Below are 22672 nucleotides of genomic sequence, written 5' to 3'. Positions count from 1 at the left end.
TAGCCAAAGTTTCCCCGTTGAATCCAATATACTCAAAGACTTTTTGTTCCCGAAGGAGAAATAAAATGAAAGATAAAATGACTAAAGCATTATCAGATAAATCACGAACAAATCAGCTAGAGATATTACAAACACCAAAAGAAGTTGCTGAAAAACTTTTTCTATATCTTTTTAAAATTGGTAAAGGGATTGACCATTTTGTTCTTGAATATCAGCCTACTGAAGATAAGTATTCCGAAGATGAGGATTCACGAGCTACTTTCTATAAGAAACAGCATAGATTAATTAAAAATCAGATCCAAGAACGGCTTTCTGAATATGGCGAAACACGGGAAGATTCAGAGATTCAGTACTTCCTCTCATACGCTGACGGGAAAAAGCATGTGTTCTTTTTATCCCCTAATAAAAGCCATTCGGGATGGAAACAGTTATTTCCCAATAATCGAGAAAGAATTTTAAATTTGGTTTTTAAATTTTATATTCTTTCTCAAGGTTTATCTGTTGAGACAATGAATGGTTTTGAAGAATTGCTCTTAGTTCATTCCAAAAATCTAACCAAATCGAAAAACGCTCTTGTGGTGTGGGGACAGAATTTGTTAATCAAATACAATCACCATAATGTACTAACATTAACCTTATCTCGAAAAAGGCGGCTATTATTACCAGAAGATCAGTACAGTACTATAGATAGTGACGATGTAGGAGAGTTGTTGGTCTACAACAAGAAGAGCTACTACTTTGAACGTGACCTCGATGCTCGCTGTAAAAATTCTATTTATTTTATGCAATTTCCTAAAGATAGCAAAGATTATGACAAGTTCAAAAAGACTCAGGTTTATCATTACCAAAACCTTATGACAAAACTTGAGGATTTTTTAAGTGAGTGTGGTATTGACTTTAAACCCCTTCATCTTCAGGCTGACCACTACTTAGAAAACCCTTTTATCAAAAATATAGAATCTGTAGAATCATTAGAGATTATTAACAATACTGGAGTTGATCTGATTGAAGATGACCAACAATTTCTGAAAAATTTTCTGAAACATCAAGGCGTATCTCCTCTCACATTTTATAATTCTGGGAAAACTGTTAGTACCTATGAAAAAGTAGAAGTTGAGGGTGAGGACGATGCTTGCTGGAGAATTACTGAAGTTGTTCCCTGGTTAGATATTGAACTTGATAAGCGAAAAAACTATTTAGTTCTCAATAAAGATTTGGAGGAAGAAGCGGGTTCAATGGCTTACCAGAGAAATGATAAATTCTGGTATCCATCAACAAAAATAGATAATAGAGAGAAAGTTGATTTCTATTCCCAGTTAAAGAAAAGATTTAACTATTTGGAGACAGGAGAGTTTTTTAGCACGCAGGGGATAAATATATCAGAATTTAGGGCTGTTGGAGATGTAAAATTTGCTTCTTGGTCAGTTCTAAATTATATAGATAAAAAAATTGATCGAGATATTCTGCGCCTGGATATGCAGGCTTTTACAGATGGGAAATTCTTGGATGTCGAAGGTTCTATTTCCTGCTATCTAAGAGGACAAGAAGATAGTAAACAATGGGAAGATTTCCGCGAGAAACACAAGATAAAGATTTCACCTAAATTTCAGAAGGTCTTGATTGAACTGGGAATTAAGAATTGGATCAGGGAAAGTCTTGTAAATCCCAACTTTGGCTTGCCTATTACTCCTCAATCATTTCCTGAAAAACGATTCTTTACTATATATGTGCGTAGCCCACGAAAAAAGGAAGCTAAAGCGGTAGCAGTAGAATTCTTATATAAAGACGGTTCCATATATATCGAAAATGTAATGCGCGACATGAAACAGATTAAAGATAAATTTCCATTTTTAAGAAGGCAAAAAAACAAATCAGAAAAATTAATTGATGATCAACAATATTTTGTAGATGAATCTGAGCAGTTATATATTAGTTGCTATACAGATGATTTATATACACCAACTTTAATTGGACGAAATAGTATTCTTGAAGATATGGAAAATGGAGAACTAAAAATTAACCGAGAAATTAAAGATGAAAATAGTAGTAGGTTATTCCCTTTGGTGTCGTATTATAACGGTGAGATTAAACCCATTAGCAGAATACAAAATATGATATGTTTTGATTTGGATAACGCAACATTTATTCAGTATTATGTTCCGCCCGCTAAAAATATTGATAGCCCTATTAAAAGAGGGTTTAGAGCCTATCATTTGATTGGGAAGACATATTCTAAAACTGAAATTGAGACATCTGAACTTATCGAGCATCCCATCACGGCTTTACATTTTAGTACACTAACTCAAAATGTTTTAAAGATCAGTGATAATAGTCAATCATCCTTGCTACAAAAAGTGGCGAAGGTATTAATTGAAAATTGAGAGACAGACTTATAATTTTAGAAGAGCGATGGGTGGACAAGTATCTTCAGTGAGAGTTTTAATTGATACCAATATTATCCTAGATTTTCTGTTGGAGCTAGAGCCATTTTTCCAGGACGCGGATTGGTGGGGATGCGAAACAGTCTAAATATTTACCGAGCCTAACAAGCGATAGTATGGGTTAGATGGAAAGGCTATCAACACGTTCTACATGAGCGAAACTGTCTATATTGAAACCAGTATCCTGGGCTACCTCACAGCAAGATCAACGAGAAACCTGATCCTAGCGGCAAACATAGAAATTACAAAAGAATGGTGGGAGTCCCGTCGAAGTGATTTTCTGCTTTACATATCCCAGGCAGTTCTTAACGAAGTAGCCAAGGGAGATGCGGAGGTTGCTACTCAACGTATAGAGATACTTCGTGGTTTTCAATTACTAGAAATCAATCACGCTGTGCGAGACTTAGCTGCACAGTTCCTTGCTCGTAGCAATCTTCCGCCAAAAGCTGATATCGATGCTATTCATATTGCAACAGCTACCGTTCACGGCTTAGATTATCTGTTAACGTGGAACTGTAAACATATTGCCAATGCTCAAATTCAGGGAAAGTTAGCAGAGATCAGTCTTGATTTTGGTTATGAGTTACCAATCCTTTGTACACCGTATGAACTTTTGGGAGATTAATTATCTTGCAAGACGAAATTGTAGAAGAAATTCACCGAATTCGTGAAGAATATGCTAAGTCGTTCAACTATAACTTGGACGCAATTTTTGCGGATTTGCAGAGACAGCAAGTTGAAAGTGGTTGGGAAATCGTAAAATTATCGCCAAAGCGTAGTTTAACAAAACGTTGGAGCGGACGGAGCAAAAATAGTCAGTGATCATCCCAAGGCAATCTGCTGTAGCAGGGTCAATAAATCTGGTCATAGAGGGCGCGATCGCTCATACTAGATGATAGACACCTTCGACCATAGGAGCCGTCTATGTTGCTACAAGAATTGAAAGAGCAGGTCTTCAAGCTACCACCGAGCGACGCCGAATAGCCCGTCGTAGACATCGCCTTGCACTGGTGAGCGCCATCATTGAGTCTTTGCAAGACACGCCAATTTCTAAACCTGAGCGCTCTGGCGCGATTAGACGGATGCGAGGCTTGTTAAAAACAGACCAGCCAGCACCGACTGATGAAGAAGTGGCTGCAATGTTAGAAGAGCGACGGTTGGACAAGTATTTCCAGTGAAAGTTTTAATTGATACCAATATTGTCCTAGATTTTCTGTTGGAGCGATGCCTGCGGCGGGCTACGCCTACGCCATTTTTCCAGGACGCGGAACTGTTGTTTCAGGAGATTGATTCTGGTCGTGTCGTTGGATATGTTAGAGCGACAACACTTACAGATATTTTTTATATTTCCCGAAGACACACTCGCAGCATTGAGCAAGCACGTCAAGCAGTTTCAGAAACGCTAACTGCTATGGTAATTTGTGCCGTTAATCGAGCTGTCTTGGAATCAGCGTTCGGATCTGGTTTAGCTGATTTTGAAGATGCCGTTCAAATTGCTTGTGCTATTGCTCAAGGGTTAGACGCTATTTTGACACGCGATACGCAAGGTTTTTTGAGTTCATCTATACCCGTTTTGTCAATTCATCAGTTCTTACAGCCGTTGGGGGCGCAAGATAGCGATTAGTTAGTTGGTAGGCAAAGATAGGGGCAATATTTTGGTGTGTGAAGGAGCTGCTGACAGAAAAACTCTTACAATTTCTGCCCTGCATAAATTGATCGCACTTCGCCATTACGTCGGATGATAGCTTCGCCATTACTAACATCTACTAGTGTCCAACCACTTGAGCCAATACTTTCACCCATATTGATGCGGCGAGTCACGCCATCAATTTTAAACAAAGCGGCAGATTTTTTGCCCAACTCTAGCAATCCCTCTAAGGTATCACTAGGAGCAACCGCGATCGCAGTTGCCGGAAATACTTGTTCTTGGGTAATAGTTGGTTCTGATTCTGGTGCGAGTGCAGCCCGCAATGGAACTACTGGTAATGCCGGTAGAGGGTTAGGTGTTTGCCGCACGGTAATGGGTGCAGTTTTCCCAACCACACGTTTAAATTCGGCTTGTACAGCCGCAGCAAAGTTGGCGGTTACAGGTTTGGCAGCTTGTTGCACTGAATTCAGAGCAGATTTAACAACATTCGGTTGAGATTCCTTTAACCCATTGCCAAATTGTGGTACAAGTCTGGGACTACCAGGAATAGCCGGGAACGCGTAATGCATTGGCGACGGCGCTTGATAAACGGGGACATAGATGCGTTCAACAACACTTCCAGAACGTTTAGGGGCTGGTGAAAATGCTGGTAGATTACCAGTTATTTGCTCGTTACCAAGGGCTATTTGGTTAGTATTTGCCCGACTGGAGAATTCCGGTTTTTGATTGCTTTTTGCTTCTTCCTTGTCTATAACTGCTAGCGCTTCAAGCATATAGTCAACTAATTCTGCCTCAATTTCTGTTTTTACAGGCAACTGTAACTGCCCTTGCGGCACTATAAGAGCTGATTCAGGCAATTTGATATTTAAAAGATATATGACTCCAGACGCAATCAGGTAGATAATACCAGCGATCGCCACGCCTAAAGTTGTTCCCACAATCAGTAGTTTGCCCAAAGTCCGACTACTTTTTTGACGCTTTCTACTAACTGATTTCACAGTACTTAAGTGTTTGTGGTTATCTTGAACCACTGACTGTACTGCTTGGTTCCGTGTGGGGATCGTAACTGTTTGCAGAGGCACGTATTCTGAAGGCGACTGATGTTGAGGTTGGGGGGAAACTCCAGCAGCAGAACGCCTAACGGCTTGAGAAAGTAGATTAGTACTAACATTTAGAATGTCGTCGATATCGGCAAAGAGTTCATCCATTAGACCATCAGCATAGTTTTCTATCGACCAAGGCTCGTTGGCGATTAAGTCTTCTGATGGTTCCGGTACAATTATGAGACGAGGACGGGTGCTGGCTTCTTGTAACATAGATGTTTTATCTTTGTTGCTAGGACGGAGAAACGCCGCCCTTACTGCCTGGAAATTAAGATCATTAATCAAACACCCAATCCCCCATCCGATTTAGACGAGTTGATTGAGGTTGGTATTAAACTCAACTTTCATCGGAAGATTGTTGATAATGGCAGTACTAAGATTTATGTCATCTATCATACCAATCTCCTTGCCTACTACTATACTCAGTCTTTATCAACTTTGTGTGAAGCTAACGCTGGAAACTTAGACCGGCTCTTGGTTCTACCTAATTCTAAATATAATAATAAGGCATTAATATCGGCTGGGTTTACACCACCGATACGTGCTGCTTGGCCAAGAGTGAGTGGTTTTACGTGAGTCAGCTTCTCCCGTGCCTCTTTGGAAAGGGTATCAATTGTTGTATAGTCCAAATCCCCAGGTAAGTGGCGGTGCGCTTGGCGGGCAATTTGGTCAATCTGATTTTGTTGTCTAGCGAGATAGCCAAAATATTTAATGTCAATTTCTGCGCCTTCTTTCTCGGCGCGGTTGAGGTTGGCGTTTCCCAGTCCGAACCTGTCAAGATCAACGTAATGGAATCCTGGACGCCGCAGTAACTCATTCAGGGTAATGGAACCTTTAATTAATTGCTGGGTATCAGATGCGATCGCTATCCCAATTTCATCATGTTCTTTGACTCGTGTAACTTGCAATCTTTCTTTTTCTGTGGTAATATTTGCCTGTTTTTGGGTAAATAGATCCCAACGGCGATCGCTAATTAAACCAATTTCTCGTCCCAAGGGTGTCAGGCGTTGGTCGGCATTGTCAGAACGCAACAGCAATCGATACTCTGACCTACTGGTAAGCATCCGGTAAGGTTCCCGCAGGTCTTTTGTACACAAGTCATCAACTAGCGTCCCAATGTAACTTTGCTCACGGGCAAAGACAATCATTTCTTGAGAGCGCACAAATCGAGCGGCGTTAATTCCCGCCACCAGCCCTTGAGCTGCGGCTTCTTCATAACCTGTGGTGCCGTTAATCTGCCCAGCACAAAACAGCCCCGCAATCTTCTTAGTCATTAGTGTGGGATAACACTGAGTTGCTGGTAAATAGTCATACTCCACAGCATAAGCCGGACGCAGCATCACACATTTTTCCAAACCGGGGAGAGTCCGCAACATGTGCAGTTGCAAATTTTCTGGTAAACCTGTGGAAAACCCTTGGATATAAAGTTCGGGTATATCCCTTCCTTCGGGTTCAATAAAAATTTGATGGCTTTCCTTATCAGCAAAGCGGACAATCTTATCTTCAATACTGGGACAATAACGCGGTCCTTTGGCTTCCACCCAACCGCCATAGACGGGCGACAGGTGCAAATTATCCTGAATTAGGCGATGGGTTTCGGCGGTTGTGCGAGTGATGTAGCAAGGCAATTGTTCCCGTTCTACCCACACATCTGGGTCAAAACTAAACCAGCGCACATCTTCATCCCCTGGCTGGATTAGCATTTTACTATAATCTACCGATCGCTTGTCTACCCGTGCGGGAGTTCCTGTTTTTAGCCTTCCGGTTTCAAATCCCAGGCGATTGAGAGTTTGTGTCAATCCCTCAGCCGCAAATTCTCCAGCGCGTCCGGCTGGCATTGATTTGTTACCAACCCAAATTTTGCCTCCCAGGAAGGTGCCAGTTGTCAAGATAACTGCTTTACATTGGAACCCTACACCAAAATAAGTTTCAACGCCGATGACTTCACCGTTAGCGCCCAGAACCAAATCTGTAGTCATACTTTCGCGGATTGTCAAGTTTTCTTGGTTCTCGACAATACTTTTCATCACTGCTGCATATTCGCGCTTATCCGTCTGGGCGCGTAATGCCCAAACAGCAGGACCTCGTGAAGAGTTGAGGATACGTTTTTGCAAGTAGGTGCGGTCTGCTACTTTGCCAATTTCTCCGCCGAGTGCATCTACCTCATGAGTCAACTGAGATTTGGCCGGGCCACCCACTGCTGGGTTACAAGGTTGCCAAGCGATTCTATCTAAGTTGAGCGTCAATAGCAAGGTACGACAACCGAGGCGGGCAGAGGCGAGAGCTGCTTCGCAACCGGAGTGACCTGCACCGACGACTATGACATCAAAAGCGTCTTGGAATTCAACGGAATTGTGCATGGTCATACTTACAGGATCAGCAAACTTAAAGTCCTTTTCAATTTTAACTGTTCCGGTGGTTTGCTGGAGGTATCTTTTTGATAATCAAGTTATTAAATTGACTAGTAGTCAATTAGAGAGAAGTTTGTTTTCTACTTGAGTAATAGGTAAAAAATCTCATCTTTTTTAAGAATTGTGGCAATGTTCCGGTTTATCGATCACAGGTATTTTTTACATGGTTAGCCCTCAACATAAATTTGTTTATTACGGATATATATTAGATATCTTGCACAAGTTCTATAGAAGCATATATAGCAGTTAGTAATTACATGAAGTACATCAGATCAAAACCTCACCCCCAACCCCTCTCCTTACTAAGGAGAGGGGAGATAGAGCCAGGGCTATTTCATAGCCCCCTCCTCGCTTGCGGGGAGGCAGGGTGGATTAATTGTGTACAGAGAAAATTTGGAATCCCCGTAACCTCGTCAGTCTGCTAACAGGGTAACTCGATTCATGAACGGAAGAATAAGGGTTTCAATTTTTCTAGGATGACAATTAATCCACCCTGCTCCTCGCTTGCGGGGAGGGGGTTGGGGGTGGGGTTCTTCTACCTTACTCAATTGAGAACCGCTATAGTCTTACTTTTATTCTTGAACCAATTAAGCAACTATTTAAAAATGAAAATCACCATCAAGAAGAAAAAAAATATTAGTAGACTTATCAAAAAGCTAACTTTTATCGGTATAGTTATCTTCATCATTTTTCTCTTAAGAGCTAGTAATGAGATTACCCCCAACCAATTGAGTATAACTCCTCAATCATTAAACGGATGCTTGAGTACTGATTTATTACCTTGTACAGATAATTCTCAAAAGACAATATTACAACCATTTATTCCCAACCCAGAATTAAACGATCAACAGCGTTTTTTATCTGCGATCGCAAAAAACTTACCCACAATTCCCCAGCCTGGTACTTATGAATATATTTTGCTGCGGGCGTATGGCGCAGTCTTTGTAAATCAAGATATCGGAATTAAAGTGCCGCCAAAAGATATCATGGGAAATGAACAAGAAACCCAAGATTTTCAAGCTAGTTTAACAATGGCTCATGTTGATGGCACTAAGGACTGTTACTTACAAAAATCGGCGGCTGATGCTTTAAATAAAGTGCGAATCCAACAAAAAATTCCGCTAAAATCTGGTTATGGTTCTGGTGATTGTACTCGCACCTTCAACACAAATTTAAAATTTTGGCATAAATATGCTAACGATAGAATTTTAGCAAAAGTTCAGCAGGGTCAAGAAACAAAAATCCTTGGTTTGGTTGCACCTCCTGGAACTTCACAACATCTCTGGGGATTAGCAATTGATTTACGCGTATCTAATAAAGAACAGATAAAAGCTCTAAATGAAAATGGTTGGTTTCAAACTGTAAAAAATGATGTCCCACATTGGACTTATGTAGGTTTATCTAAAGAAAATTTACCTCTGTTTGGTTTTAACAAACAAATTGTCCGGGGCATTACTTATTGGATTACGCCACTTTAATTGTTAGATAGGATGAAAACTTGGGAATACTAACCTAAAATATGTATTGTCAAGGATTTAACTATGCCAAACGAAGCTGCTAACCAGGAACAAAGCTTCCTGATGGATTTATTAAAGGCAATTTATCAAAATCAGGAAATATATCCACTTCTGCAACATAACTTAAGCAAACTCAATGATAATCTAGCTTTAATGTTGCGAAAATGGGTAAGCGATCGCTTTGCTCAAGAACCTGCTAAGGCTATTAATATAGCCAGAGTCATTGTCAAACTGAGTACGATTATTCAAGGCTTTGAGCAAGGGAACCGTGCGAGTAATTTAGAAATTGCCATCGCTGGTTATGAAACAGTTTTACAAGTGTGTACCCATCAGGCTTTCCCCAGAGAATGGGATATTGTCCAGCAAGCTTTGGTAACTGCTTATCAGCAACGCCAGCAAATTTTTTCCAGAAACATGGCGGAACTTCGGGAGCAGACTGTCCAAACCCAGAGTCAAATCAATACATTAACTGAAAAGTTACAGCAGGAATTAGAACAAGCCAAGCTGCAAATCAATAATTTAACAACAGTAATTGCACAATTAGAACAGAAAGAAGTCAATTCTGAATTCAAAACAGAAATAGCGTCTTTAATAGCTGAGTTTCAAAACTTAAAACAGCGTCAGGTTTGCCTTGAACAGTTTACTACTACAACTAACGTTTCACCCAAGATTGAGCAGTTTAATACAGCTATTTTCTATGATATTGAGAACTTAACAATGGGTAGAAACAATCCCAACTTAAATTTTTCTTTGAAACAAATTCAAACAGATATCGAAAACACTACCCAAGTTAATAAAATTGCTATCCAATGCGCTTATGCTGACTGGAGTGATTCTCGATTAAAGCTACTCAAAAATGAGATTCAAGAACTTGGCATTGAAGCAATTCAAATTTTTGATTATAGTTACAAACGGAATGCAGCAGACATGCAACTAGCTATTGATGTCATGGAATTAGCTCAGAGTCGTCCGACACTGCAAGTTTTTGTAATTGTATCTGGTGATGGTGCATTTGCCGCCTTAGCTAAAAAGCTCCATGAATATGGAAAAACTGTAATTGGATGTGCTTACGAAGGACAAATTAATCGTATTCTTAAGTCTGTTTGCGATCGCTTTATACCTATACCAGCTCCCCAGATTCAAATCCCTACGCCCTCATCTACTTTGACACCTTTAAAAAGGGGTTAAATGCTAAAATAGAGCCATTAGAGTGCGTTACGGGTTTAACCTAACGCACCGCCAAAAAAATAGTGTGTAATTATAAAATTGTCTTCAAGGGTGTCGCTGTGCTTTTGCGAGTCCGTTTGCTTTTGCGAAGACCACCCGCCATTTCATATTCACTGCTGTCTGTGCCGTAAGTAAATGCAATTCCAACTAGCATTTTATCAGTCAGGTCAGTTAAAGTTTTTTCCAATTCATCCATATTGGTTTTAGTAGAGTCAATCACAGATAGAGCAGTATTATAAGCATCAATTTTGACACGTAATTGCTGACTTATTTGGGTTATGTTTTGGAGATTGCGAGTATCTCCAAAATCCATATCAGGATTAATTGCTCTGAGTCCAGCAAGTCTTAATTCAGCTTTTTCTAGAGCGCGGTATGTACGTTTTTGACGAGGCATATATATATTCTTTTTATTGTCTTCTAGAGCTAGCTTGGCTTATTAAAGCCAGATTTTGGTTCAGTAGAATCCACAAAAATTAGTAGCGAGTGTAATATTCACCTCAGCAATATTAACTAAAAGCACGATGATTATAAGAAAAAAATCGTGACTTTAAGAAAAAAATCACGATTTTAAGAAATAAATCATGATTTTAAGAAAAAAATCACGATTTTAAGAAATAAATCATGATTTTAAGAAAAAAATCACGATTTTAAGAAGCAAAGTTTAGATATAAGACGCAATGAGTTAAAAAAGTAGCGCTGTGGTGTCTAAAATCGGAAATATTCCGAGAAATCTCAATTTTTTAACTTAATTGCCATAATGCATCGCCAGACTACGAAACTTAAAAAGCAATAGTAAAACTTTTGTGCCGTGGGCATCTTGCCATTGGTGTCAACTTAAGCGCAAACCCTTTTAAAACCTCGAACCTCGTTTCCAGCTAGAAGCTGGAAATGCGCCTCCTGGCGGCTGTGCCGCTTTTCAAGAGGCGGAGCCTCTAAAACGGCATTCCCAGTCGGAGACTCTTAACGAGACAACATCAGCTTAGAACCAAAGCGGTGTGTTAATAAGTAAAGAGGATACACATAGTCAGAGTAGCAGATGGAACCTTTAACTACTGCGGCGATCGCGATCGGCTCTGTAATAGCCACTAAAGCCTTAGAAAAAACTGGCGAAAAGTTAGGTGAAGCGTTATGGGATAAGACTGGCAAGTTTCTCGTTACGCTCAAAAAACATTCTCCTTATACTGTAGCTGCGATCGAGAAAGCACCGGAGCAACCACTCGATTATGGCAAGGCTGTACTAGAGGTAGAATCGGCTGCTAAAGCTAATCCTGAAGTGGCTCATTTTTCTCAGTCTTCTTTAGAAGACTTTAGCTATTAGCCTCAGAATTCATTCTGAGGCGGGTTTTGAGAAGTCGGGGATCTTGTTGTTCACGAATGATTTAGGATTGCTATAGTAAGCCCTACTTAACACGAGTTGGTAATGAGTCAATTTATCCAACCCATCAACTTGCAAATATCACCTGATTCCTTAAATCAAGGTGAAAGAGCTATTCTCCAGGAATTAGCTTTACAGTTGTACGCACAGAATATTTTTACCTTTAGTCAAGCACGTCACCTAGCTAACTTGCCTGTATGGGAATTTCAGAAACTTTTAGGACAAAACAAAATTAAGCGTCATTATAATGAAGCAGATTTAGCTGAAGATATTGAAATCATTGAAGCAGGTTTTTAGAGATTGTGACCGTTGTTTGTAACGCTACGCCTTTGATAAATTTTGCAGCTATTAATCGTCTTGATATCTTGCAGACTACATTTAGACAAATTGTTATTCCCCAAGCTGTTTATTATGAAACGACTATTCTAAGTTTTCCAGGATCGGAATTTATATTGCAAGCGATCGCTGCCAGATGGTTGCAAGTTATCTCAGTTTCAACAATAACACTGAATATACCGCCAGAATTAGATAATGGTGAACGCGAAGCAATTGCCTTAGCCCTAGAAACTGGAGAACGGCAAATTTTGCTAGATGAACGTGAAGCACGCCAAGTAGCTCAAAATTTGGGATTACAAACAATTGGTACTTTAGGTATTCTCTTATTAGCAAAAAATAGAAAGATAATTACACAGGTGCAACCCTTACTAGATGCTATGATTAATACTGCTCAATATTGGGTGAGCCGCAGTCTTTATGAACAAGTCTTACGACAAACAGGAGAATTAATAGACTAATTAGCAAAAAATAGGCAAAATTAGGTATTTGTCTGCGATCGCTATTCTCTCATCAACCAAGGTGAGATCATCTACGATGTTTACATTGCCCAAGAAAACCCCGACATGGCCCTTTTGTTTTTTGATTCTGTAAGAGAAACTTTTGCAGAGGGAGGTAGAGAATTCGCCACGAATTAATTAATATCCCAGGAGATTGAATTATGGTTCAGGTTCGCTATGGTGGACAGAACGGCCAACAGTATGAACTTGCGATCAGTAACGAACACGTTGTAGTGCGTACCGAAAACCGCAGTACTCTTGTTGGTGCAAGACCGTTTGAAGCCGCACCTGTATCACCCACAGCTCGTAGCATCCTCAATCAATTTCAGCTAACAACGCGGTTTCGGCAAGCGGGTGTCGAAATTTTGCAAGCGAAAGTTCCGAATCAGGGTGTGGCTCTGCGCGATCGCGCCCGTGAAATTCTCAACCAAGAGCCGGAAGTGCAATTTGCCGGACGTGTTCTTGTCGATCCAATATCCAGACAACCTGTAGTTTACACCGAAAATCTCTTCGTTAAATTCGATAACCAAGAAGAGTCAAGGGTCTGCCAAGAGGTCTTAGGACGTTACGGCTTAACAATTAAACGCCAACTTGAATACTCACAAAATGCTTACTTTGTCAATGCACCGGCAAATACTGGTATAGCCATCTTTGACATCGCCGAGAGACTTCTGAATGAGGAATCAGTAGAACTGTGCCATCCTGAACTAGCGCGTGAATCACGCCAACGTCAGGTTTTCTCGCAGCAGTGGCACTTAAAGCAAATAACAATTAATGGTAAAATAATTAACGCCCATGCCAACGTTGAGGCAGCTTGGAAGTTAAGCGATGGCACAGGGGCGATAATTGCAATTATCGACGACGGTGTGGATCTTGAACATGAAGAGTTGCGTTCCTCTGGAAAAATTGTTGCTCCGCGTGATGTCACACGTAAAACTAATAATCCGAGACCGGGAAACGACGATAACCACGGGACGGGCTGTGCAGGAGTAGCTTGTGCAAACGGCAATTTTGGTGCATCTGGTGTGGCGCCGGGTGCAAAGCTGATGCCGATTCGTTTAGCTTCGGCGCTGGGGTCACAGGATGAAGCAGATGCTTTTGTTTGGGCGGCTGAAAATGGTGCTGATGTGATTTCTTGTAGCTGGGGACCAGCAGATGGGGTTTGGTTTGAGCCAAACGATCCTGCACACAACCAGAAAATACCTCTGCCTGACTCTACACGACTTGCGATAGATTTTGCAATCAATAAAGGACGCAACGGCAAGGGCTGTGTAATTTTATTCGCGGCTGGGAATGGTAACGAAAGCGTGGATAATGACGGCTACGCCAGCTACCAAAAGGTGATTGCTGTGGCAGCTTGTAACGATTTTGGCACGAGAAGCGCTTACAGTGACTTTGGTCAGGCGGTTTGGTGCGCCTTCCCCAGCAACAATGGCGACAGTTCTCAAACCACTGGAATTTGGACAACCGATCGCTCTGGTGTACTTGGTTATAATTCGGGTAATCGGAATCTGGGTGAAGCCGCAGGTAACTACACAAACGAATTCGGCGGAACTTCCAGCTCTTGTCCAGGTGCAGCAGGTGTAGCAGCCCTGATTATTGCCAGAAACCCAAATCTGCTTTGGGATGAAGTGCGAGATATTATTAAACACTCCAGCGATCGCATTGATCCATCTGGAGGTAAATATGATACCAATGGTCGCAGCCCCTTCTACGGTTACGGTCGAATCAATGCTCTCAAAGCTGTAGAATTGGCCAAGCCAGATCAAACATCGCCCATTAGCATTTTCAAAGCAGTGCAAGATATCCCGATTAACGATTTGCAGATATCAACATTATCGTTGGCGATCGCTAATACCAGCCTGATCAAATCTATCAAAGTTAATGTAGACATCGAGCATACTTTTATTGGGGATCTTGTAGTTACTCTCCTTCCCCCAGTGCAAATAGGCATACTGCCGATCATTCTGCACGATCGCCAGGGGGGAGGTACAGATAATATTAAAACAACCTATGACGAAGTAAACACCCTTAAACTTGCTGCCTTTAAAGGTAAAAGTCCCCAAGGAACCTGGACTCTGGAAGTTGCAGATCAAGCTGAAGCAGATACAGGAAAGATTCGCAGCTTGACCATTGAAATTGGATTGTGAACCAAGCGTATTCGCTTAAGGATAATTGTAGACTGGGTGAGCGATCGCAAAACCCAACCTTTTGCGTAAATTTCGTGGCGAATTGAGAGTTTAAATTTAAACGCAGATGCGCTTCGCCTTCCCGCAGGATAGGAACGCAAAGGTTTAATCATCAGACTACCCATAGTTGAGTAAAACGTTCAGCCGTCCATCCAACAATATCTGATACCTGTCCATCACCAATTTCTACAATCCGCTTACTACCATCTTTACGCTCTATTACATCCACAGAGAAAAACTGACTTCTAATCCGCTTGGCACACTCAGAAACAATCTCTGGGATTTCTTCATCTGGTAAAGCGGCAAAAGGTTTACCATATACGACAAAGTAACGCCTTTCAGTTTCAGGCACAAAATCTTCAATCCGCCGGACACAAATACCTCCCTCAATACTGCCCCGAAATTTCTGCATTTGGGCAACCACTGTTTTGATTTCCGAAGGTTTATCAATCATCGAACCAACTGAGGTTTTGAGAGACTTAACATAATCTTTGATAAAAAATCCATTCCAGCCAAGTCGATTCAACTCACTCTCTAAATCATCATCGACGGAATAAAATTTAGTCTCTGGAGTTAAATCAGTAATCAGGGGATACCAGTTTGTCAGATAGTGTGTAGCTAGATACTCAGCCTTAGAAGTTAAAACACTTGCCCCTGTATTCTCTACAACACTAACCAATAACTCATAATCGGAAGGCGAGAGCATCCAACCCCGATAGACCACTTTTGAATCAAGAGTGGGGACTGGAATAATCTTTGATAAACCAGATCCTAGCGACTCCAAAGAAATAACAGAAGTTGCAAACCCAGCATTTTGCATACAAGCAACTTGCTCCAAGTATGCTGCATCCGCTTTTTTAGGATTGAAGTAATCACTAGGAAAAAGAAATCTCACAGTATTTGGATTGAATATAGAGCTAATTACTAATTATAGTAGGGCTTCAAAAAAATCAAATCACCACTAAATCGCAATGATAATCATCGCGTAGCATAACGCACCAACTCGAATTTTAGGACGAATATAGCGTTTCCTAATAACGTACATCATAGCCCCCTCCTCGCTTGCGGGGAGGGGGTTGGGGGTGGGGTTTTTCTGCCTCACTCAAGCGAGAACCGCTATATCCACAACGAACCCGACAAAACTATTTAAACCACAATCCCATCGCATATCTCATCCATCTGAAACCCCTACAAGTATTCAACCGGACTCAATATGACAATCTGCTAACTTTGGGTAACAGTCTCTTTCGCCAAGAACTTCTCTAATTCTGTCAGCGCATCAGCATCAACCTTAGTTTGCATGGGGCAGAACTTCGGCCCACACATCGAACAAAACTCAGCAGTTTTATAGATATCTGCTGGTAGAGTTTCATCGTGATATTCCTTAGCTCTTTCTGGATCGAGTGATAATTCAAACTGACGGTTCCAATCGAAGTTGTAACGCGCCTTAGAAAGTTCATCGTCTCTATCCCTTGCACCAGGGCGATGTCTAGCGATATCCGCCGCATGAGCTGCTATTTTATAGGCAATCAACCCATTCCTGACATCTTCGGCATTTGGTAGACCCAAATGTTCTTTAGGTGTTACATAACATAGCATTGCAGTACCGTACCATCCAGCCATTGCTGCTCCAATGGCTGAAGTGATATGGTCATAACCAGGAGCAATGTCTGTCACCAATGGCCCCAATACATAGAAAGGTGCTTCAGAACACTCTTCCATCTGCTTACGGACGTTGAACTCAATTTGATCCATTGGCACATGTCCAGGCCCTTCCACCATCACCTGGACATCATCTTCCCAGGCTTTGCGAGTTAGCTGTCCAAGGGTTTTCAATTCAGCTAATTGTGCTTCATCTGAGGCATCATGGGTACAACCGGGACGCAGAGAATCTCCTAAACTGAAGGAGACATCATATTTTTTAAAAATCTCAATAATGTCTTGGAAATGGGTATAAAGCGGGTTTTGTTTGTGATGATGTAGCATCCACCGCGCCAAAATACCGCCGCCGCGAGAAACAATACCAGTGAGCCGGTTTCTCACCAAAGGCAAATGCTCAATCAAAATCCCTGCGTGGATAGTTTGATAGTCTACTCCTTGCTGGGCGTGCTTTTCGATGATATGGAGAAAATCATCAGCAGTTAGATTCTCGATTGTGCCGTGGACACTTTCTAAAGCTTGGTAAACGGGTACTGTACCAATGGGAATAGGTGAAGCCTTAATAATAGCGCTGCGAATTTCATCCAAATTACCGCCGCCTGTAGATAAGTCCATTAAGGTATCAGCACCATACTTTACCGCCAGATGCAGCTTATCAACTTCTTCCTGAAGATTAGAAGAGTTGGGAGAAGCGCCAATATTAGCATTTACCTTACATTTGGAGGCGATGCCAATAGCCATCGGCTCTAGGTTAGTGTGATTAATATTAGCTGGGATAATCATTCGCCCCCGCGCCACTTCCTCACGAATGAGATCCGCAGGGAGATTTTCCCGTTGGGCGACGTAGTGCATTTCTTCGGTGATAACACCTTGGCGGGCGTAGTGCATTTGAGATACATTAGCCTGTCCACGCCGTTTAGCAACCCATTCTGTCCGCATATTATAATTCCTCGATAAACAGCTTCCCTCCGCTGGTATTACCCAGACTCAGGTGTTAAGGGTGTGATCTCAGCCTGGTTTAGGCACCCCTAGCATGGATGTAGTGTACCACCTTGGCTATGGTTGCGAGCAAGGGAGTTGCAGCAACTGTTCATAAAAGATATCTCCCTCACCTTTTTTAATAAAAAAACATACCCGTTTTCAGTCTCCTTCTCGAATTCCTCCTTTTCCCTTTACCCGTCCACGTCTTCGTTGTCCTGTAAGATTTTTGCGTCGTCCTCGCTTACCCCAATTTTTGCGGCGAATCACACGTAAACTGAAACCGCTTTCGTCCCAAAATCATACCTGTAGTCGCTCTGGATGAACTCTTGCGATCGCTAAATTAAATTTATTTCCTAGAGTACTTGCTTTTTAGCGAAAACTGTGAAATGCTTTGCTATATTATAAACTACGGTAAATCGATCAAGTTAAAGTTGTTTGTAGATACGAATCTAATGGCAACCTGTGTTAATGAACGATAAATTGGGGCTACTAGTGAGCCGTCAAGTAGGTAGGCAAAGAGATTTCTGACATTAGTGCTAGTGCGGCATCGATGGGGTGAAGACTTGATGCTTAAGATTTTATCGATGGGGGGAAATTGTAAATGCTGAAGACGTTAACAACCGATTTTGAACTCGACTTAGAAGCAGATGTGCTTGTGATTGGAGGTGGGCCAGCCGGAACTTGGGCGGCTTGGAGTGCTGCATCAAGTGGAGCTAGGGTGATCCTCGTAGACAAAGGATATTGTGGCACAACTGGATGCGCTGCGGCATCTGGTAATGGTGTGTGGTACGTGCCACCCGATCCAGAAGCACGAGAAACAGCAAAGGCGAGTCGGGAATCGTTGGGTGGGTTTTTATCCGATCGCAATTGGATGGATCGGGTACTGGATCAAACCTATGAAAACGTCAATCAGTTAGCAGAGTGGGGTTATCCCTTCCCTACCGACGATGAAGGCAAACCCTATCGGCGATCGCTGCAAGGGCCAGAATATATGCGGCTGATGCGGCGGCAAATTCAACGGGCAGGAGTCAAGATTTTAGATAATAGCCCTGCCTTAGAACTACTGGTTGATGACGATGGTGCTGTTGCTGGTGCAACGGGTGTGAACCGTCAGACTGGGGAGAAATGGATAGTGCGATCGCACTCTACAATCATCGCTACAGGCGGCTGTGCGTTTCTCAGTAAAGCATTAGGATGCAACGTCCTGACAGGGGATGGTTATCTAATGGCGGCAGAAGCAGGGGCTGAGATGTCGGGCATGGAATTCTCCAATGCTTACGGCATCTCTCCCGCCTTTTCTTCAGTTACCAAAACCCTGTTTTATAATTGGGCAACTTTCACCTACGAAGACGGTACTGTCATTCCGGGAGCAAGTTCTCATAGACGGTCAGTAATTGCCGAGACATTGTTGCAACAGCCAGTTTACGCCATCATAGACAAAGCGGCGGAATCGATGCGGCCATCTATGCGTTTAGCGCAGCCCAACTTCTTTTTACCCTTTGACCGTGCAGGGATCGATCCATTTACTCAACGTTTCCCTGTGACTCTGCGCCTAGAAGGAACTGTGCGTGGTACGGGGGGAATTCGGATTGTAGATGAGAGTTGTGCCAGTTCTGTACAGGGACTCTACGCGGCTGGAGATGCTGCCACACGGGAACTGATTTGTGGCGGATTTACTGGTGGTGGTAGCCACAATGCAGCTTGGGCAATATCTTCTGGCTATTGGTCGGGGAAATCGGCTGCTGAATATACCCGCAGTTTGGGGGAATACAAAACTCAATGCCGAGTTCGGGGTGTTGGGGAGGTAGGATTACAAAGTGGGAGCGATCGCTCCCAAACTTTGGCAACTGATGAAATTATTCAGGCAGTCCAAGCGGAAGTATTTCCTTATGAAAAGAACTATTTCCGTACAGAACAAGGCTTAACCGAGTCTTTGGGTAAGCTAAATCATCTTTGGCAAGAACTCCGCAGTAGTAAGGTAACATCAGATAAAGAGCTTCCCAGAGCGCGAGAAGCTGCGGCGATGGTAGCCACAGCGCGATGGATGTACAGCAGTGCCATTGAACGTAAAGAAACTCGTGGTATGCACAAACATCTAGATTATCCAGAACTTGATGCTAACCAGCAACATCACCTGATTAGTGGCGGATTAGATCAAGTCTGGGTGAAGAGTCACCCGCTACTCAATGCAGAGCAGAAGATATTTCCCAATCCAAAATCTAAAGTAGAGGTGGCAGTGTGATTGAGTTGGTCAGCGAATCGCGGTGCATAAAATGTAATATCTGTGTGAACATTTGTCCAACCAACGTGTTTGACCGTGTACCGGATGCGCCGCCAATCATTGCTCGACAGAGTGACTGCCAAACCTGTTATATGTGCGAATTGTATTGTCCAGTTGATGCTCTTTATGTAGCACCAGAAAGTGATGTGACGACTTCAGTCAACGAGGCAGAATTGGCACAAGTTGGGCTGCTGGGTAGTTATCGAGAAAACATCGGTTGGGGACATAAACGCACATCAACAGCAAAAGCCGATCAAACATTCCAAATTTTGAAGCAGATGAAATAGTGCGGCAAAGAAAAGAGTCATGCTGTCGTTCAAAGTAGAAACAGGTTCTATGAGTAAAAATATCGCAAACGAATATCTGGCGGCGAAGAAATAACTGTCATTAGTCATTGGTCATTTGCAAAGGACAAAGGACAATTTTTTACAACGTTCCATGTTCCATTTTCTCTGTTCATTTGTAGGGTGGGTTTTGCCCACTCTGCATTTATCCTAAACTCTGGGTTTAATACCAAATTGTTAAAGTATGTCTTGTTTAAGTTTCACAGAGCAACGGATTAGAAACTTGTTGAATTAAGTAGTCTGTCATTACGAACGCTTCACTAGCAAGGACTGTAAATATTTTTGTCCAACTAGTTAATAAGCATTATTCTGTGTTTCCCATAATTACGAATTACTAAAGTAGCAAGGATGATTTTATTATGGTGCTAAATATTACAAAACCAAAGGATTACATTGAGGTAGCAACTTCTCTATCCAAGGAACTGGCTCAATCCGCAGTTGAACGGGATGCCAAAGCTGGAGTTCCAGAAGAGGAAATTAATAAACTGCGTGAGAGTGGCTTACTACCACTGATTGTACCTAAGCAATATGGTGGCATTGGTGCAACTTGGATTGATGCCTTAAAAATTGTCAGAAAACTATCAAAAGCTGATGGTTCAATTGGTCAGTTATATGGTAATCATCTCAACTTGACAGCTTTGGGTCACGTTTCTGGCACGCCGTCCCAAAAGGAAAAATATTATAGAGAAACTGCTAAAAATAACTTATTTTGGGCAAATGCCATTAATACAAAAGATACTAGGCTGAAAATTAACCCAGAAGGTGATAACTTTCGTGTTAATGGTGTTAAAAGCTTTGGCACGGGTATTTCCGTGGCAGATTATCGGGTATTCTCCGCTTTGGAAGATGGTGTAGAATTACCCTTCATATTCATAATTGCCAAAGACAGGGAAGGGTTAGTTTCCAATCAAGATTGGGACAATATTGGGCAACGTCGCACTGATAGCGCTAGTTATACATTTAACAATGTTTTAGTAGAGAAAGATGAGATTTTGGGGCCACCCAATCCCCCTGATAATGCCTTCTCAACTTTTCTTGGTATTATTGCCCAGCTAACAAAAACCAACGTTTATCTGGGAATTACTAAAGGAGCCTTCGCTGCCGCTCGTGAATATACTAAAACTACTACTCAACCTTGGATTACATCAGGGGTAGATAGTGCGACTCAAGACCCATATATTCTGCATCATTATGGAGACTTTTGGATTGAAATTCAAGCCGCGATCGCTCTAGCCGATCAAGCAGCAGAGAAAGTGCAAGCAGCCTGGGACAAGGATACAGAACTTACTCATCAACAAAGGGGAGAAGTTGCGATCGCAGTTTCTGCGTCCAAGGCATTAGCTACCCGTGTAGGTATAGATATTACCAACCGCATCTTTGAAGTTACCGGAACTCGCGCCACAGCAACCAAATATGGGTTTGATCGTTACTGGCGAGATTTGCGAACCTTTACCCTCCACGATCCTGTGGACTACAAATTGCGAGCGATCGGCGATTGGGTACTCAACGATCAACTACCCGTCATCACGCAATATTCTTAGGGCATTGGGAATGGGGCATTGGGCAATTCAATTTTGGATTTTGGATTTGAAATTTTGGATTAAATTTCAATCTAAAATCCAAAATCTAAAATCTAAAATTCTTGTTTCCCCACTCCCGCGCTAGGAGCTTAAGCTGTCTACTCGCTGTATTGTAGGGTGGGTGTTACTTAATCTCCACCTTACTTACCTAAATCCAAAATCCAAAATCTAAAATCCAAAATTGATATGACTCAACTAAAAACACTTCCTACCTACGACCCAAGTTTATTTGAGGGAGCCGCAGAGGGCTACGCTCAATATAGAACTAAATACCCAGAGGTTGTATTCGACAAACTAACCGAAATATTTAATCTCAATGGTCAAGGACGACTCCTTGATTTAGGCACTGGCCCAGGATTAATTTCAATTGCTTTGCGAACCAAATTTGAAGAAGTTGTTGCGATCGATCCCGATCCAGAAATGATTGCAGAAGCTAAACGGCAAGCAGCAGCAGTAGGAGCAAATAATATTACTTGGTTAGAACAAGGAGCCGAGTTAATTGACTCTAGTTTAGGAAAATTTAAGTTAGCCACTATTGGTAGAGCCTTCCACTGGATGGAACGCGAATTAGTACTTGAACGCCTTTATGAATTACTTACTGATGATGGTGGACTAGCACTGCTTCAGACTAGTGACAACCCTTGGCAAAGCAATCTACCTTGGAAACAAGCTGCTGTTGGAGTAGTGAAGAAATGGTTAGGTGAAGAACGGCGGACTGGACAACGAGGACAAGGCACTCGTAAGCCAGTCGATCCTCCCCATGAAGTCGTAATTGGCAATTCAGCTTTTGCTCGTCAAGAAACCTATGAAGTGCCATTTGAAAAATCTTGGACTGTCGATAGCTATCTCGGCTACTTATACACTACAGCTTTCTCTCTCAAAATTTTCTATGGCGATAACGCCCCAGCATTTGAAAAGGATCTCAGAGAAGCACTACTAGCAGTTGAGCCGTCTGGACATTTTACAGAAGAACTCAAAGCTACAATCCTAGTCGCTTGGAAGCACTAGCAAAATTGAACACGAACAAGACAGAGTTTCACTCACAATTTTTAATCTTCCACTAGCACGACATTGGAGTGAGCC

General features: G+C 42.0%; 19 protein-coding genes, 2 pseudogenes and 1 riboswitch. Of the genes and pseudogenes, 15 read left to right on the top strand and 6 right to left on the bottom strand.

Annotated elements, in window-relative coordinates:
• Positions 1-65 precede the first annotated feature (65 nt).
• The 5 genes from V7K31_RS29550 (at position 66) to V7K31_RS29530 (ending at position 4065) form a co-directional block, all read left to right on the top strand.
• Positions 66-2381 carry a hypothetical protein gene (locus tag V7K31_RS29550; protein ID WP_335099700.1) on the top strand — a complete coding sequence of 772 codons (2316 nt, stop codon included), beginning with the start codon at positions 66-68 and terminating at the stop codon, positions 2379-2381.
• A gap of 211 nt (positions 2382-2592) precedes the next feature.
• Positions 2593-3066: a type II toxin-antitoxin system VapC family toxin gene (locus tag V7K31_RS29545; protein ID WP_335099697.1), complete on the top strand. Its 474-nt coding sequence runs from the start codon at positions 2593-2595 to the stop codon at positions 3064-3066.
• A 5-nt stretch (positions 3067-3071) separates the two neighbouring features.
• On the top strand, positions 3072-3263 hold the full coding sequence (locus V7K31_RS29540) for a hypothetical protein (protein WP_335099695.1): 192 nt from the start codon (positions 3072-3074) through the stop codon (positions 3261-3263).
• A gap of 188 nt (positions 3264-3451) precedes the next feature.
• On the top strand, positions 3452-3619 hold the full coding sequence (locus tag V7K31_RS29535) for a hypothetical protein (RefSeq protein WP_335099693.1): 168 nt from the start codon (positions 3452-3454) through the stop codon (positions 3617-3619).
• On the top strand, positions 3616-4065 hold the full coding sequence (locus V7K31_RS29530) for a PIN domain-containing protein (RefSeq protein ID WP_335099691.1): 450 nt from the start codon (positions 3616-3618) through the stop codon (positions 4063-4065). Before V7K31_RS29535 ends, V7K31_RS29530 begins: the two co-directional genes overlap by 4 nt.
• Positions 4066-4130: 65 nt before the next feature.
• Here the strand turns inward: V7K31_RS29530 and V7K31_RS29525 are convergent, their stop codons facing one another.
• Positions 4131-5477 carry a hypothetical protein gene (locus tag V7K31_RS29525; protein ID WP_335099689.1) on the bottom strand — a complete coding sequence of 449 codons (1347 nt, stop codon included), beginning with the start codon at positions 5475-5477 and terminating at the stop codon, positions 4131-4133.
• Positions 5478-5614: 137 nt separating this feature from the next.
• Positions 5615-7558, bottom strand: a complete 1944-nt coding sequence (gene mnmG / locus V7K31_RS29520) for a tRNA uridine-5-carboxymethylaminomethyl(34) synthesis enzyme MnmG (RefSeq protein WP_335099687.1) — start codon at positions 7556-7558, stop codon at positions 5615-5617.
• Positions 7559-8208: 650 nt separating this feature from the next.
• Between mnmG and V7K31_RS29515 the strand changes: the two genes are divergently transcribed.
• Together V7K31_RS29515 and V7K31_RS29510 are read left to right on the top strand one after the other, a co-directional pair.
• On the top strand, positions 8209-9081 hold the full coding sequence (locus tag V7K31_RS29515; protein WP_335099684.1) for a D-alanyl-D-alanine carboxypeptidase family protein: 873 nt from the start codon (positions 8209-8211) through the stop codon (positions 9079-9081).
• Positions 9082-9144: 63 nt separating this feature from the next.
• Positions 9145-10308, top strand: coding sequence for an NYN domain-containing protein (locus V7K31_RS29510; protein WP_335099681.1), 1164 nt, complete (start codon positions 9145-9147; stop codon positions 10306-10308).
• A 70-nt stretch (positions 10309-10378) separates the two neighbouring features.
• Here V7K31_RS29510 and V7K31_RS29505 read toward each other — a convergent pair whose 3' ends face one another.
• Positions 10379-10741, bottom strand: a complete 363-nt coding sequence (locus V7K31_RS29505; RefSeq protein WP_335099679.1) for a hypothetical protein — start codon at positions 10739-10741, stop codon at positions 10379-10381.
• Positions 10742-11383: 642 nt separating this feature from the next.
• Here V7K31_RS29505 and V7K31_RS29500 point away from each other — a divergent pair.
• From V7K31_RS29500 to V7K31_RS29485, 4 genes and pseudogenes are all read left to right on the top strand, one after another.
• Positions 11384-11638 (top strand): annotated as a pseudogene (locus tag V7K31_RS29500) (hypothetical protein); the annotation flags it as partial.
• Positions 11639-11767: 129 nt separating this feature from the next.
• The gene (locus tag V7K31_RS29495) at positions 11768-12019 is read left to right on the top strand and encodes a UPF0175 family protein (RefSeq protein WP_335099676.1); all 252 of its coding nucleotides are present in this window, start codon (positions 11768-11770) and stop codon (positions 12017-12019) included.
• A gap of 5 nt (positions 12020-12024) precedes the next feature.
• On the top strand, positions 12025-12516 hold the full coding sequence (locus V7K31_RS29490; RefSeq protein WP_335099673.1) for a DUF3368 domain-containing protein: 492 nt from the start codon (positions 12025-12027) through the stop codon (positions 12514-12516).
• 200 nt (positions 12517-12716) lie between these two features.
• The gene (locus tag V7K31_RS29485; protein ID WP_335099670.1) at positions 12717-14705 is read left to right on the top strand and encodes a S8 family serine peptidase; all 1989 of its coding nucleotides are present in this window, start codon (positions 12717-12719) and stop codon (positions 14703-14705) included.
• 151 nt (positions 14706-14856) lie between these two features.
• On the opposite strand, the gene V7K31_RS29480 is transcribed toward V7K31_RS29485, so the two are convergent.
• The 3 genes and pseudogenes from V7K31_RS29480 to V7K31_RS29470 all read right to left on the bottom strand — a co-directional run.
• Positions 14857-15639: an ATP-grasp domain-containing protein gene (locus V7K31_RS29480; RefSeq protein WP_335099668.1), complete on the bottom strand. Its 783-nt coding sequence runs from the start codon at positions 15637-15639 to the stop codon at positions 14857-14859.
• A 329-nt stretch (positions 15640-15968) separates the two neighbouring features.
• Positions 15969-17342 carry a phosphomethylpyrimidine synthase gene (thiC, locus tag V7K31_RS29475; protein ID WP_335099665.1) on the bottom strand — a complete coding sequence of 458 codons (1374 nt, stop codon included), beginning with the start codon at positions 17340-17342 and terminating at the stop codon, positions 15969-15971.
• A 7-nt stretch (positions 17343-17349) separates the two neighbouring features.
• Positions 17350-17443: riboswitch (TPP riboswitch) on the bottom strand.
• A 34-nt stretch (positions 17444-17477) separates the two neighbouring features.
• Positions 17478-17723 (bottom strand): annotated as a pseudogene (locus V7K31_RS29470) (transposase); the annotation flags it as partial.
• A gap of 262 nt (positions 17724-17985) precedes the next feature.
• Between V7K31_RS29470 and V7K31_RS29465 the strand changes: the two are divergent.
• The 4 genes from V7K31_RS29465 to V7K31_RS29450 all read left to right on the top strand — a co-directional run bounded on the left by V7K31_RS29465 (position 17986) and on the right by V7K31_RS29450 (position 22597).
• Entirely contained in the window at positions 17986-19626 is a 1641-nt protein-coding gene (locus V7K31_RS29465; RefSeq protein WP_335099663.1) for an FAD-binding protein, read from the top strand.
• Positions 19623-19952 (top strand): ferredoxin family protein, encoded by a 330-nt coding sequence (locus V7K31_RS29460; RefSeq protein ID WP_334947728.1) that lies wholly within the window; start codon positions 19623-19625, stop codon positions 19950-19952. The genes V7K31_RS29465 and V7K31_RS29460 overlap by 4 nt, the downstream gene beginning before the upstream one ends.
• A gap of 416 nt (positions 19953-20368) precedes the next feature.
• Positions 20369-21550 carry an acyl-CoA dehydrogenase family protein gene (locus tag V7K31_RS29455; RefSeq protein WP_335099659.1) on the top strand — a complete coding sequence of 394 codons (1182 nt, stop codon included), beginning with the start codon at positions 20369-20371 and terminating at the stop codon, positions 21548-21550.
• Between the two features lie 225 nt (positions 21551-21775).
• Complete coding sequence (locus V7K31_RS29450) at positions 21776-22597, top strand: class I SAM-dependent methyltransferase (RefSeq protein WP_335099656.1); 822 nt, start codon at positions 21776-21778, stop codon at positions 22595-22597.
• Positions 22598-22672: the final 75 nt, after the last annotated feature.

It is taken from the genome of Nostoc sp., assembly GCF_036917675.1.
In the GTDB taxonomy this organism is placed as follows: Bacteria; Cyanobacteriota; Cyanobacteriia; order Cyanobacteriales; family Nostocaceae; genus Nostoc.
Note: the sequence above shows the minus strand (reverse complement) of the source record. Positions and strands in the feature narration are given on the sequence as shown.

Excerpts from the sequence above, each read along its gene's own strand:
- V7K31_RS29545 (WP_335099697.1), top strand. The coding sequence starts at position 2,593 with ATGAGCGAAACTGTCTATATTGAAACCAGTATCCTGGGCTACCTCACA.
- V7K31_RS29510 (WP_335099681.1), top strand. The coding sequence starts at position 9,145 with ATGCCAAACGAAGCTGCTAACCAGGAACAAAGCTTCCTGATGGATTTA.
- V7K31_RS29485 (WP_335099670.1), top strand. The coding sequence starts at position 12,717 with ATGGTTCAGGTTCGCTATGGTGGACAGAACGGCCAACAGTATGAACTT.
- V7K31_RS29450 (WP_335099656.1), top strand. The coding sequence starts at position 21,776 with ATGACTCAACTAAAAACACTTCCTACCTACGACCCAAGTTTATTTGAG.
- V7K31_RS29455 (WP_335099659.1), top strand. The coding sequence starts at position 20,369 with ATGGTGCTAAATATTACAAAACCAAAGGATTACATTGAGGTAGCAACT.
- V7K31_RS29465 (WP_335099663.1), top strand. The coding sequence starts at position 17,986 with ATGCTGAAGACGTTAACAACCGATTTTGAACTCGACTTAGAAGCAGAT.
- thiC (WP_335099665.1), bottom strand. The coding sequence starts at position 17,342 with ATGCGGACAGAATGGGTTGCTAAACGGCGTGGACAGGCTAATGTATCT.
- V7K31_RS29495 (WP_335099676.1), top strand. The coding sequence starts at position 11,768 with ATGAGTCAATTTATCCAACCCATCAACTTGCAAATATCACCTGATTCC.
- V7K31_RS29515 (WP_335099684.1), top strand. The coding sequence starts at position 8,209 with ATGAAAATCACCATCAAGAAGAAAAAAAATATTAGTAGACTTATCAAA.
- V7K31_RS29505 (WP_335099679.1), bottom strand. The coding sequence starts at position 10,741 with ATGCCTCGTCAAAAACGTACATACCGCGCTCTAGAAAAAGCTGAATTA.
- V7K31_RS29550 (WP_335099700.1), top strand. The coding sequence starts at position 66 with ATGAAAGATAAAATGACTAAAGCATTATCAGATAAATCACGAACAAAT.
- mnmG (WP_335099687.1), bottom strand. The coding sequence starts at position 7,558 with ATGACCATGCACAATTCCGTTGAATTCCAAGACGCTTTTGATGTCATA.